At 41.9% G+C, this 13696-nt stretch carries 10 protein-coding genes; 3 read left to right on the forward strand and 7 right to left on the reverse strand.

Going from position 1 to position 13696, the window contains the following annotated elements; translation table 11 throughout:
- Positions 1-63: 63 nt before the first annotated feature.
- The 3 genes from R8N23_RS06060 to R8N23_RS06070 form a co-directional block, all read right to left on the reverse strand.
- On the reverse strand, positions 64-855 hold the full coding sequence (locus tag R8N23_RS06060) for a class I SAM-dependent methyltransferase (RefSeq protein WP_318170675.1): 792 nt from the start codon (positions 853-855) through the stop codon (positions 64-66).
- Between the two features lie 185 nt (positions 856-1040).
- A complete protein-coding gene (locus tag R8N23_RS06065) occupies positions 1041-1649 on the reverse strand; it encodes a hypothetical protein (protein WP_318170375.1) in 609 nt (202 codons plus the stop codon).
- Between the two features lie 226 nt (positions 1650-1875).
- Positions 1876-2283 carry a DUF3052 domain-containing protein gene (locus R8N23_RS06070; RefSeq protein ID WP_318170676.1) on the reverse strand — a complete coding sequence of 136 codons (408 nt, stop codon included), beginning with the start codon at positions 2281-2283 and terminating at the stop codon, positions 1876-1878.
- A 202-nt stretch (positions 2284-2485) separates the two neighbouring features.
- On the opposite strand from R8N23_RS06070, the gene R8N23_RS06075 reads away from it, so the two are divergent.
- From R8N23_RS06075 to R8N23_RS06085, 3 genes are all read left to right on the forward strand, one after another.
- Positions 2486-4021 carry a beta-N-acetylhexosaminidase gene (locus tag R8N23_RS06075; RefSeq protein ID WP_318170677.1) on the forward strand — a complete coding sequence of 512 codons (1536 nt, stop codon included), beginning with the start codon at positions 2486-2488 and terminating at the stop codon, positions 4019-4021.
- Between the two features lie 209 nt (positions 4022-4230).
- Positions 4231-4845 (forward strand): sugar transferase, encoded by a 615-nt coding sequence (locus tag R8N23_RS06080; RefSeq protein WP_318170678.1) that lies wholly within the window; start codon positions 4231-4233, stop codon positions 4843-4845.
- Positions 4846-5985 (forward strand): DegT/DnrJ/EryC1/StrS family aminotransferase, encoded by a 1140-nt coding sequence (locus R8N23_RS06085; RefSeq protein ID WP_318170679.1) that lies wholly within the window; start codon positions 4846-4848, stop codon positions 5983-5985.
- A 162-nt stretch (positions 5986-6147) separates the two neighbouring features.
- Here the strand turns inward: R8N23_RS06085 and R8N23_RS06090 are convergent, their stop codons facing one another.
- The 4 genes from R8N23_RS06090 to R8N23_RS06105 form a co-directional block, all read right to left on the reverse strand.
- The gene (locus R8N23_RS06090; RefSeq protein WP_318170680.1) at positions 6148-7338 is read right to left on the reverse strand and encodes a DUF5009 domain-containing protein; all 1191 of its coding nucleotides are present in this window, start codon (positions 7336-7338) and stop codon (positions 6148-6150) included.
- Positions 7339-8664, reverse strand: coding sequence for an aryl-sulfate sulfotransferase (locus R8N23_RS06095; protein ID WP_318170681.1), 1326 nt, complete (start codon positions 8662-8664; stop codon positions 7339-7341).
- An 89-nt stretch (positions 8665-8753) separates the two neighbouring features.
- On the reverse strand, positions 8754-10337 hold the full coding sequence (locus R8N23_RS06100; protein WP_318170682.1) for a SusD/RagB family nutrient-binding outer membrane lipoprotein: 1584 nt from the start codon (positions 10335-10337) through the stop codon (positions 8754-8756).
- A gap of 11 nt (positions 10338-10348) precedes the next feature.
- Positions 10349-13552 (reverse strand): SusC/RagA family TonB-linked outer membrane protein, encoded by a 3204-nt coding sequence (locus R8N23_RS06105; protein WP_318170683.1) that lies wholly within the window; start codon positions 13550-13552, stop codon positions 10349-10351.
- Between the last annotated feature and the right edge of the window lie 144 nt (positions 13553-13696).

Genomic DNA, 13696 nt, shown 5'->3' on the forward strand with positions numbered 1-13696 from the left:
AAACTGAAAATCCGCGAGGATTTTCAGAAGTAGGCGAGAACAAGCAATTACTTATAGCCATTGTTACCTGCTGGCTTTTTTTCCTATTACGTATAAATAATCTCCCAAATCATTTTCATAGGATTTTATTATTTCTTCAATTTTTCCACTATCGATATCTTTTCTTAATTCCGATAATCCATTCTCCACTTCCGTTCGGTTTGATAAGGATGAAAATGAAGAAATTCCGTGTCTAATTTGCTCGTCAAAGTAAAGTTCAGGGTTTTGTTTTCCACAATACAAAAATTGGTCTTCCAAGTCAGGCTTTATAAAATATCTGTGCGTCTCCAAGAATTCAATTCCACTATCTTTCATAGCTTTTTTTACTTTTTCCAAAGTTGGCATTTGAATTATTGAGTCGGAAAGCATTTTTGGGAAATAATGATTGAGCCAATAACCTTTCATTTGTTCAGGTGTTGATGTGAAAATCACAATTCTACCGTTTGGTTTTAAGACTTTATTCAGCTCTGAAAATCCATTTGTTAAATCAGTCCAATGATGTATTGTCAAAGAACCGATTATTCCGTCCACAAAACTTTCTGGAAGTCCGGTATTTTCTGCGTAACCGACTTTCCAATCGATTCTGTTGTTTTTAAGTTTTGCTTTCTCCAACATTAATTCGGAAGGGTCAATACCAATGAAATCATATCCATTTTTTTGAAGTTCACTTGTGTAATTTCCTGTTCCGCAACCAATATCCAAGTATTTTCCTTTTTTGGTCGGTTGTAAATGATGAAGTAATTGTTCGGTCAAATAATTATCCGCTTTTCGGGTCAGATTGTAATCAATTCCTATTTTGTCGTATTTAACTTCCATCGTTTTTTTCAGCTTGCAGGTAACGCTCAGCTATGATGAGTGGGGATTAGAAAGCACTAACCTCTCTTCTCGCACATAGCCACGCTTTGATTTAAAAATAAAACTTGTGGCGGGCTTTCCAATACCCACGAAAATATCCTGACCAATAAAACCCCATTCATTCATAGCATTTGTTACCCAGCGTTTTAATTCAATGATTTTTTGAAGTTATTGTAAAGAGTCTCGAAGACATCCTCAGACTTATAGTTTATTGATGAACTGAATAGATCTGCACCAATTTTGGTATTAAGAATTACTTGTGTCAATATTAATTCATCAGTCTTCTGGTTGAATAGCTTTGTTTTGATATTATAGAATTTTCTCTGACCAATGTTTTCGGTCGAAAGTTCTTGTTCAAATTTGACTCCTTCTAGCTCGTTGTATGTCTTTTTTAGAAGATCAGATACGAATTTCTGGTGTTCTTCCATTGACATCTTGGTTGATCCGAATGGTTCAAGCGAAGATGAAAAGGAGTTGAATTCATCAATTTCAAAACCAATTAGGTGTGGTCTATTTTCACGCACTTCATATCCCTCTGGAACTTCGGTTTTCATAGCATCATATCCTAGTTCCTCAAGATCTTCTTTTTCTTGTAAGCTGGTGATAGTGTAACCTTCTGGAATATCTATTTCCCAATCAAACTTATCGCAATAGAACGTTCCGTCTTTGATTTTGCCGTTTTCAGTTAATATCTCTGACTTAGAAGTACAAGAGACCAAGATAATTATTTGGATTGCTATGATTAAGTTCTTCATATATGCTGGGTAACTTGTAAATAACGGCACCTTTCCCAAAGGGATGCCTTTGGCATATGATCGTTATCTCCTAAATATTGAAATAAACGATCACAGTATGACTGTTATTTACCTTTCAACTACCCCGATTTTCAGGGGAGCTTATTTGTTACATACTAAACTTTGATTTTTCTCAGAAGGGCTGCTTAACAATAATAATTGATTCTGAAAAGGATTCCAAAATCACTTAGCGATCCTTCAGTCGATACATAAACTTCAGTCCACTCCAGTCGGCATCTATGGCGGCGACTTTTACATCTACCAGACCGGCATTTAGCATGTAGTCTCGGATGTGGTTTTCTTTGAAGCAGGAGGGGAGCTTAGAAGAAAGCTTTATCCAGCTCACCCAAAGGATCCCGTTTTTCTTGAGCAGAGGGATATGCTCGGCGGCTTCTTTCAGATCTTTTTCTTCTTTACAAAACACATGAATGAAATCTAGAGATTCCTTGTCTGGTGTATCTACTTTTTCCACCAGTTCAGGCCAGTCAGAGAACAGGCTATGATAGTGCGCTGGTTCGTTGACCAGATGCACTTTGAAAGCTGATCTGATACCAAGCTTTTTGGCTAAAGGTGTGGAGGAGTATCCCGCGGTCATTGTAGATCGGTAGAGTGAATCTTAAAGATAACAAGAAATCACCGGGAGACACTAGTAGAAAAAATGATATCACTCATTTTTTTCATATAAATGACCGATATTTAAAGTCTGAAAATCAAAATACAAAAGCGTATTTCGATTTTTACTCCCACTCCAAAACTTCTAGTTCTAATTTTCTTATTAATTAAAACGAATCGAATTTATGAATTTAGAATCGAAGTATGCCTATGTCTTGGGTTTAGTCCTGGGTGCCTTATTACTGGTCACGAGTTGCGAAACCAAACCACCTACCAATCTTGCAGATCACACACTTATCCCTCATCCAGTGGAGATTGCTGGCACTGGCGATAGATTCCAATTGGCGAGGGCGGCTACTATTCAAATAGCTGATGCTTCCTTACAAGGCCCAGCCGAGTATTTGATAAAAGCCCAACCAGGAATGAAATTGACTACTGATCAAAAGGCTGATATCGTATTGTCTCTGGATGCCAATGATGAGCAACTGGGGGAGGAAGGATATGTAATGAATATCTCTGATGATCAGATTTTGCTATCAGCGAATCATTCGGGTGGGGTGTTTCATGGATTGCAAACTTTGTTGCAATTGATACCGCTATCGGATGAGAGACCTATCGAAATACCTACGGGCACTATTCGTGACTATCCGAGATATGCCTACCGGGGTTCTATGCTGGATGTGTCCAGACATTTCTTTGGTGTGGAAGATGTGAAGAGATACATCGATTTCATCGCGGCCTACAAATTTAATGTGCTGCATTTGCACCTGACCGATGATCAGGGTTGGCGAATTGAAATCAAATCCAAACCAGCATTGACTGCTATTGGTGCTTCGACTGAAGTGGGAGGAGGTGCCGGCGGCTTCTACACCCAGGAGCAGTATCAGGACATTGTGCAATACGCAGCAGATCGGTTTATCACTATTGTTCCGGAGATCGATTTGCCGGGTCACACACAAGCGGCGCTGGCTTCTTACCCGGAGTTGAATTGCGATGGCAAGGTGGGCGAATTATACACAGGAACCAAAGTGGGCTTTAGTACCTTGTGTACGGACAATGAAGCTACTTATGAGTTTGTAGATGCGGTAGTCAAAGAGCTCGCGGCGATTACACCGGGGCCATTTATTCATATTGGTGGTGACGAGAGTCACGCCACGGAGAAAGAAGATTTTATCTATTTCATCAATCGGGCGCAGAAAATTGTATCCAAGTATGGCAAAACTATGATGGGCTGGGACGAAATCGCTCAAGGCGAAATAGAAAAAGAAAGTGTTGTGCAGCAGTGGAACAGTGCAGGCAATGCTTCCAAAGCCGCCGAAAATGGCAACAGAATCATACTATCCCCAGCTAAGCTGGCCTATATGGATATGAAGTATGACAGCACCAGTCGCATTGGGTATGATTGGGCGGCGTTGATAGAAGTGGATCAGGCATATAATTGGGATCCTGACTCCGTGAATGCTACGGTGCCCTCCGAGTTGATTTATGGTATAGAAGCACCCCTTTGGACAGAGACTGTGGAAAATATGGAGGATATCGAGTATTTGGTATTTCCTCGACTATTAGGGTATGCAGAGATTGGCTGGTCACCTCAGTCGATCAGAAATTGGGAAACGTATCGCGTTCGCTTGGCCGCTCAGGCTCTGCGTTTCGAATCAGAAGGAATAGACTTCTACCGTTCACCAGTAGTAGACTGGGAGAAGAAAGATTCTATTAATTGATAATAACGAAAAGACTAAACAAAGATGGGCTTCGACTTGGCTCAGCCTGACATTTATGTTTAGTCTTTAAATCTTAGGGTTCAACTTGACCTTAAATTATTGATAAGGTGTATCGATTTGAGTCGATATACCTATTGTTCATCTCAGGTTTAGGCAATTGTGGCTAAATTCGTTCGCAATAAATACGACCGCTATTTAGGTGCGAACTATTGACTATCTACTGCAACTATATCAAACCACTCATAGACAAGATCATCGCTTTGATATTGTTTGTTTTGTTATTTCCTATCGGATTAACAATTATGGGGCTATTGCTGTTAGAGTCCTTTTCAAACCCCTTTTTTATTCAGAGCAGGCCGGGTAAAGGCGGTCGGACGTTTCGAATGGTGAAATTTAGAACCATGAATAAGGCCATGGATGGCACAAGAAATCTCCTGTCGGACGACCAAAGAATTACACCCATAGGGCAATGGCTTCGAAAGACTTCTTTGGATGAAATTCCTCAACTCCTCCATGTGATCAAAGGAGAAATGAGTTTGGTTGGTCCCAGACCTTTGCTAGAGGAATACTTGCCCCTATATAATGAAGAACAGAAAAAACGCCATGAGGTGCTCCCTGGAATAACCGGCTGGGCTCAGGTGAATGGAAGAAATGCCGTCGATTGGGAAAAGCGATTTCAGTTGGATTTGTGGTATGTCGATCATGTCAGTTTCTGGTTGGATTTAAAAATACTTTTGTTGACCTTGAAAAAGGTAGTACTAAGAGAAGGGATTTCTTCAGGCAGTTTTGTGACCATGGAAAAGTTTAAGGGAACCGTCCAGTAGATGAATAAGAGAATATATCTGTCGCCTCCTCACATGAGCGGTGAAGAGAAAAAATACATGAATGAGGCATTTGATTCCAATTGGATAGCTCCAATAGGACCCAATGTAGATGAATTTGAAAATGCTATTTGCGATTATACAGGTAGTAGAAATTGTGCGGCATTGTCTTCAGGAACGGCGGCCATTCATTTGGCTTTGATTCTTTTGGGTGTGCAGCAGGGTGATGAAGTGATCGCTTCTACTTTCACCTTTGCGGCAACCATCAACCCTATAATCTATCAGAAGGCCACACCGGTATTGGTAGAAAGTGAACCGGAAAGCTGGAACCTATCTCCTGAATTTCTCGAAGAGGCCATTTCCGATAGGATAGCAGCAGGAAAAAAGCCTAAGGCCATCATTTTTGTGCATATCTATGGCATGCCAGGAAAAGTGGAAGATATACTGTCCATTGCCCGAAAATATGATATTCCTTTGATCGAAGATGCCTCAGAGGCATTTGGAAGCAAGTACAAGGGTATAATGCTGGGGACATTCGGTGACCTTGGGATTTACTCTTTCAACGGGAATAAAATTATTACTACCTCGGGTGGTGGCGCATTGGTTTCAAACAATAAAGATTGGATTGATCGAGCTATTCATTTGGCTACTCAGGCCAGAGATGAAGCGCCCCATTATCAACATACTGAAATTGGCTATAATTATCGATTGAGTAATGTTTTGGCCGGTATTGGCCGTGGACAAATGCAGGTGATAGAAGAGCGCGTATCGAAACGAAGAACAGTGAATCAGTTTTATAGAAAGCATTTGGATTCATTGCCTGGAGTGCAGTTTTTGAGTGAACCGACTTCGGATTATTTTTCGAATCATTGGCTGACTACGATGTTAATTGATCCGGAACAATCCAGTGGAGTTACAACAGAAAGCGTGAGAACCAAGCTTGCAGAGCACAACATTGAGGCGCGACCATTTTGGAAACCGATGCATTTGCAACCAGTATTTGATTCCTATCCTTATTATGGAGATGGCTTTTCTGAGCGCTTATTTGAAAAGGGATTGTGTCTGCCTTCGGGCAGTAGTTTGTCTGAAGATGACCAACTACGGATCGTTGGGATAGTCAAAGAATTGTTTTCATCAAAATAAATGCCCCTGCCCGAAGGCAGCGGCATTAAAAGGCATGATAAATGGGCTTAGACTCCCATTTTTCTTGGGTAAGTTACAAACAACAGTTTCGTTGCCTGTTATTACAATGTTACGTTTACGACCAATTGGATATTTTGTTATTTGAATAGGGAATCTTAATCCCTATAAGTGCAATCGGATATTTAGTTTGTTGAAAACTTTCATCAGGTATAGCATGATGACCGAGAAGACTGCACACCACAAAATGCCTGGTATTCCACTGTCGAAATACTCAGGTATGATTCGCAGCCCTATGGATAGGTTGAAATAAATAATGATACCCGGTAGGATGTAAATCAAAAGTGGGTTGGCCGCTGCAGGCATGAAGAATTCACTCCAGTTGGTTTTCTTTTTTACTTCCATCAGCCAGTACAAAGCGTAGTAGATGAAGGTGCACAGTCCGGCAGAGTACAATGTCCAGGAAGGCGTGCCTCTGATTTTTGAGACCTCGTAATAGGGTCTCAACAGATAGCCAGCCAGAAAGAATAGCAACCCAAACCCAACCACTCGCCAGTTGAGGTCTGCTTTACTTTTACCATCAAAAAAGAAAAGTGAAATAATGACGCCAGCTGCTACCAAGGTTGCATGGGTAAGGTGTCCTGCTATAAATTTGAACGCGCTTAATTCAGTGATGATGAGACCTTCCGTTTGGTTGATGCAGTTGGCCACTACACTGATCACAAAGAAGGCAATCATAGCTTTGAGATTGCCATTAGTAAACCAGTAGAAAACTGCAGTAAACAAATAAGCCCAGCCAATGAGCCCTAGGATGCCCCACCATTTTGGGGTCATACCGATCTCACCAGTGTCTTGTACATAAAGAAAGTAAAGTGCCACAAACCCCAACATGCCCCCGTATTGGAGTATGTTTTTCCAGAGCGAAGAGAAGTCTTTAGTGTATTTATTCCAAATGGGAATGGGAAGTGAATACGCGAAAAATGCCCAAAGAGCCGGACTGATAAGCATTTGGGCTCGGTTGTAACCGTATTCAGCATTCACCATAAACAAGCCCATGATGATCAGCGCCAGTGATCTTTTGAGCGTATGTTTCCAAATCACCAATGGACGATCGCCTTTCACCAATCGTGCATTGAATGCGAAGGGGACAGACATTCCGACGATAAAAAGGAAGGCCGGAAAAACCAGATCGACGAAGGTCATGGCATCGGCATCCGCTGGCATGTGTTTCATCCATTGGGGTACCTCGGACACCCCCGCCAGCTCATTCACAAAAATCATTACCAATATGGTAATCCCCCTAAAAGCATCGATAGAGACGATGCGCCCATTGTACAAATTTTCCTTGATTGTCATTTAAAATAAATTTTCAATATAAACACAACGATACATCCTGTCCTGTGCAGTGAGTTGCCAATTGATCTGACCGGATTGATTTATACCGAGTATAATACCATTGGTCGCACTACAGACTAAGAATTCTTCGGTATTCAACTGCTGGGCACTACCCATAAACGGAGAGAAATATTCCGCTGGCAGTTGAATGTTAATTTTGGGTGAGATGGTTTGATTCTCGTCAGTCAAACCAAGCGACAAGATACGTGAAAATGGTCGATTATCCGAAGCCCCATTATCGAATAGCATCAGATCGCCTGAGGAGTTGAAATGAGCAAAATGCTGGAACAAAAACTTTGAATCGTCTAACAATTGAAAGTTACCTGTTGCACCCAATTTCCAATCGACCTGATGGCTTTGTTTGTTGATTTTCCAAATCTGAGAAAGGGCACGAAACGAAACGTAGTAGGCTGTTTCGTCTTCTACCAGCGAATTGCCCCACGGTTGGACGTATGTAGCCAGATCTGGTTTGGCTATTTCAGAAAAGGAAGTCCATTCCCATACTTTCTGACCGCTGCGGTCAAGTACCAAAATACCGTCACCACTAAACTCATCTTGGAACTCTTGGGTGAGGTAGGCCACATGGTTTTCATCTGTTAGAAATAGGTCGTGATGTGGAATTTTGTTAAAATCATTTTCACCATAGGACAGTAAGAGGAGGGTATCTCCTGCCAGATTGGTTTCCAGTATTCTGTCTCCATCGGAGAAGCCCTGATCTGTTGTGCTTTCGATGGTAAGGATCGTATTGTGATGGGTGAGGTTGGCTACCTTTATCATGTTGGGAGAGGTGCGATACCATACCACTTGTCCGCTACCATCTACCAAAAGAATTACTGATGGATGCCCGGTTTTATGAAAGAGGAAATGACCCTCCAGGTCAGTGTCTATTTGATTTTTTGATTCGTCATAAAAAAGATCAACTGCATCTAGACGAGCTGGGGTTTGGAAGGCTTGAATTTCGTTTGATTCTACGGATTCTTCGCCAAATCTGACGAGATAGCTATAGGTTGTATTTTCTTTTAGTTGAGTGAGCAAAGCGGTTTGCTCCGCATTTTCTGAGATTGGGAGGTGTATGGTCTTTATCGAAGCTGTGTTTTCTGTTTCCCAATAATCCAAATACGCCTCATGGGGTTGACTTAATGAGACGGTTAATTTGGCTGTCTTGCCGATAGATGGGTAGATATTTACCCGCATCGCTTCAATTTCAGGTAATGATGTTGTGTCACTATCTGAGCATGAAGCGAGAAGGCAAATTCCCACTAGCATTTCTAGTATTTTTCTATTCATGGATTGAAAAAAGTACAAAGAAAGGTCTGCAAAAGAGCATGCTAAAATCTATTACAGAACCCTTCTAAGTCTATGAATAAGCGTTAATGTTATTGTTTATCCCACCAAACTGGTGTCATCATATTATTAGTACCACCGATTCTACTGATGGCATTTGCGTAATTGTCCGGATTGTTTTGAGACTCAAATTCCGGATAGAAGAATCTTCTTGGCATCACGCCATCAGTACCACTGTAATACCATTCTACATTAGTAAATGGCACCAATTCAGGATATCCAGATCTTCTATAGTTGGCATATGCTTCTGTCCCGTTCATAAAGTAAATCACCCAAAGTTGCTCATTGGCTACGCGAATTTGATCATCAGTAGCAGCAGGTAAAGGATTCGCTGCCAGGAAATCAGTTATCTGAGTTTCAGTGATCGCAGGTGCACCAGGGTACATACTTACATGTTGCATCCCAGCTCTTACTCCATTCTCCCAGTGGGTCGCTGCATCAGAAGTCCAGCCTCTGGCTGCCGCTTCGGTCAGGAACATTTCCACTTCCGCGTAAGTCAAATGAAAGTAGGGAGCGGCATTTGAAGTGATGTAATCGCTTGGCTGCATGTACTTGTTTACATGAGCGATATAAGCTACATAAGCACCGCTTCCATCATACAAATCTCCATAGTCGGACCATAGATTCCACCAAAGTGCCCCATGTACGATTCCCTCTTGCAGATGTTCGGTTACATCCAGACGGCTAGGGTCTCCTTTTGGTGCGGTGTAGGTTCCTCCATAGATGAAAAGACGTGGGTCACCTGTGTCTTTCAAGAAGTCAACTAAAGTATTTGTCAAACGAAACCCTTCAGAGTTTGCAGATGCGTTAAATACTTGTGACCGGCCATTACCACGATTCTCATTGGTAGAATAAGAAAAATCGCTATGCAGCATGATAGCATTATCATCATTGCTTTGCATAAGGCCTCCTGCTATAGCCGCTCTCACCTGAGTTTCAGCTTCTGCGATATCCACTTTCGTCAATCTCAACCCTAATCTCAATCTCAATGAATTTCCAAATCTTCTCCATTTCTCCACATCTCCTCCAAAAAACAGATCACTCGACATGGTTTCTTTCGAATCATCAAAAGCAGCTACAGCTTCATCCAGCTCCTTAAAGAAATCGGCATAGATGTCTGCTTGCTTATCATAAGCAGGAGTAAGAATCCCTTCTGTAAACCCTTTCACCGCTTGTGAATATGGGATATCGCCATACAGGTCTGTGATCTTGGAATAGATCAAAACTTTCATAATTCTGGCAGCAGAATTAATATTTACCATTTCAGGATCGTCAGCTGTGGCATCAATAATGCTCTGGATGTTTTTAGCATCTCTTGGATAAGATTCTTCCCAAAGTGAGTACCAATGGCTTTGCTCTACTACACGGTACTGAGCACCATGCTGGCACCACCAGGAACCACTGAAGTGTTGGATCATCGATGAAGCTATTCCCAAATCGTATCTCCAGGTTTCTTCTCTTTTACCCGAAAGGTCTAATTGCACTTTAGCCAATTGAAAGCTTGGATCTAACTCATTGTAAGCATTTGGGTCTTTGTTGATCTCATCGAAATCATCAGTGCAAGACCAGCTTAAAACTGCCAGGAGCAGTAGGTATTTTATATTAAATATTTTCATGATTGCTGTTTTTAGAATGAAACATTAAGTGTGAAGCCATAATGCCTTCTGGTAGGCAACGAACCATATTCTAATCCTTGACCATTGCCATTGTTGTAGGTTGATTCAGGGTCAATGTTTGGTACATTTTTGTACAGTGTCCACAGGTTTCTGCCGATCACGGCAAATCTCACATTGGTGAAGGGCGTCTTGTCCAGAATACTAACAGGTAAAGAATAGGCAAGAGATAGATCTCTTAGTTTGATGTAGCTCGCGTCATAGACAAATTTTTCCGGTACGTTACTGGAAACAAAGTTCCAATAGTCAGCAGGATTCACGATTTGGTCGTTGGCTTCGTATTCAGGATTGTCGTCTGTCGAAGCTGCTGTTTCCTTTACTCCGTGGCCTATGTATCCACCGTCGATTGGTAGATTGACGAAATCTTCTGGTGCATTGCCAGCGTCAACCCAAGCATCCTGAGCGTCTCTATTACGCTGTGCGTAATCGTTCCAACCCTCTCTACCTTCCAACGTTTCAGGATGAGCACCAGAGCCGTACATAGTCATATTAGTAACTGCAAAAATGTCTCCGCCCATTCTCACATCGAATGAAGCCTTGAGAGAGATGCCTTTGTAAGAAAGTGTGGTAATCGCTCCTGCTGTCCAGTCTGGTAGTGTGCTTCCTAGTTCAATAGGCTCTTCTGTCAAACGAGGCATCCCGTCTGCACCATGGATGATATTTCCTTCGTCATCTCTTAAGAAACCTCGCCCAGTGATTAGTCCGAATTCAGAACCTTCTTCTGCGATAATTTTTACTCCAGCCCATCTCGCATCGGCAATTGTGATTACTGGAATATCTGGGTGTAAGGATTCTACTGTGGTTTTGTTCTTCGCAAAGTTCAAAGACAAATCCCATTGTAAGCCATTAGCTAATTTCAAAGGCGTAGTGTTTAGCAACAACTCAATACCTTCATTTTTTAACTGACCAGAGTTTACTATAGCTGATCTGTAGCCTGTGGTCTCACCAACTGGAGCATTGAAGATCAAGTCGTCTGTGGTTGTTGTATAATAGGCGAAGTCCAGCCCAACTCTGCCTTCGAAGAATCTGATGTCAGTACCCAATTCTATGGAATTTGTTCTTTCAGGTTTCAAATCAGGGTTGCTGATCTGATTCCCGGAAATTTCTGCCAAAGGTACACCTAGGTGGGACAGGCCAGTCAAAGAGTAAGTGTTAGCCAATTGGTATGGGGCAGCGTCCCCCCCGACTTCCGCATAAGAAGCTCTAATCTTGAAAAAGCTCAAGGCATCCAACCCTAAGTCCACCGCATCCGAAAGGATGAAACTAGCCGAAACTGATGGGTAAAATTGTGATCTGTTTTTGGAAGGTAGCGTAGAAAACCAATCATTTCTTCCGGTCAAGTCTAGATATAGATAGTTTTTAAAAGAGAAGCTAGCAAATCCATATAATGAATTCACTTTTTTCTCGGCTCCGCTTGGTGTCACCACAATGTTTTGAAAGTTATTTAAACCATCTACCCCTTCAATGATTATTTCGGACCCGCTTATTCTGGTAGAAGAGGCTTTGCTATGCATTAAATTACCCCCAGCACTTAAGCTCATGCTAATATCATCAGATAGGTCTCTATTAGCAGAAAGCAAGAAATCATTGTTGGTTTCTTTCAAGGTGGTAGTAAGATCTACCATTTGACCACCTTCTTTGGTCGGTGTGTATTTGTTGTAGAACTCGTGGTGATTGAATGTAAAATAATCTAAACCACTTCTTACCTTCAAGGACAACCAGTCCGTGAAATTGACTTTTATAGACCCAAAACCTAGGATACGGTCTTTCTCACTATTGTTGTAAGTCTCGTTGATCGTCCAATAAGGATTGGCTCTATAGATATTGCCAGTGTAGTCCAGATATGTACCATCGTCATTTTTGTAAGTTTCCAGCCAGGCCTGATCAAAATTCGGTGCCAAACCAATGATACCATTTCCGATATTGGTGACTTCGTCAGTCAGTGCAGGACGATTGTTTACTTTTTCAGTGATGTACGATAGTTTGCCATCTACTTCCACATGCTTGCCCAATTTTGAATAGGCTCTCAAAGTGGCGTTTTGGCGATCCAATCCACTGTTGGGTAGGATGTCTGAGTTATCGATATCAGTGAAGGATAGTCTGACGTTAGCGTTTTCATTTCCTCCTGATAAGGCTAGCGTATTGTTGTAGGTTACGCCTGTATCGAATAATCCTTGGATATTGTTTTCTACCAGTCCATAGGGTCTGTCAGTGCCATCCACTTGAGTAACGGTCAGTGCTGGGTCTAATGGTGCTCCCCAGGAAGAAGTGATATTTCTGGCTCTGTCAATCGATTCAGGTAAGGCACCATTTGAACCCTGACCATACACCTGCTGACGTTCGTCGAGTTTGGTAGAAATTTTATCTAAAGTAACTGTGCTGTTGAAATCAATCGACCAGCCTTTGCCGCTTTTAGATCCTTTTTTGGTAGTTACAAGAATTACACCATTGAGTGCACGGGAACCGTACAGAGCTGCTGCTGAAGCACCTTTGAGGACGGAGATAGACTCTATGTCATCAGGGTTAATATCAGATAAACCATCCCCCAAATCAAATCCACCATTTTGAGTGGCTTGTCCTAAAGTACCGTTGTCTACGGGTACTCCGTCGATCACATAAAGTGGCTGATTGCTCCCATCGATCTCGCTGATTCCTCTGATAATCACTCGTGAAGACCCAGATGGTCCCGCTGTAGTAGTGGAAATATTGATCCCAGCTACCTTTCCTGCTAATGAATTGACAGCATTGATTTCACCGTTTCTTGCAATGTTTTCACTGCCTACTTCTGTAATGGAGTAGCCGAGGGCTTTTTTATCCCTTTCGATTCCCAGGGCAGTAACAACTATTTCATCAAGTTGTTGTAAGTCCGGTTGCATGGCCACGTCGAGGGTGGATCTGTTTCCAACTTCAATGGACTGAGCTAAATAACCAATGTATGAAAACTGTAATGTTTCATTCGGCGCTGCGATTAACGAGTAATTCCCGTCTATGTCTGTGACGGTTCCGGATCCTGAGCTACCAAGAATGGTAACACCAATCAGTGGTGTACCATCTTCAGCGCCAGTTACCGTGCCGGATACTTTGTTTCCTTGTCCCATGGCGGACAGCGTGGAGCAAAGTAACAAGCACGATAGAAGTGCATTGTAAAGTTTATTCATAGTATTATAATTTTTGTTTGCTTCGAAGGAATCAAACTATCTCTATGAATAGAAAAAATGGGACTGGACAAAAGGCACCTTCTTTTTGAATTTTGCCTAGACAAAAACAGGACACTTTATTTGTAATGATCAGTATATCAATGA

It is taken from the genome of Reichenbachiella sp. (genome assembly GCF_033344935.1).
In the GTDB taxonomy this organism is placed as follows: domain Bacteria; phylum Bacteroidota; class Bacteroidia; order Cytophagales; family Cyclobacteriaceae; genus Reichenbachiella.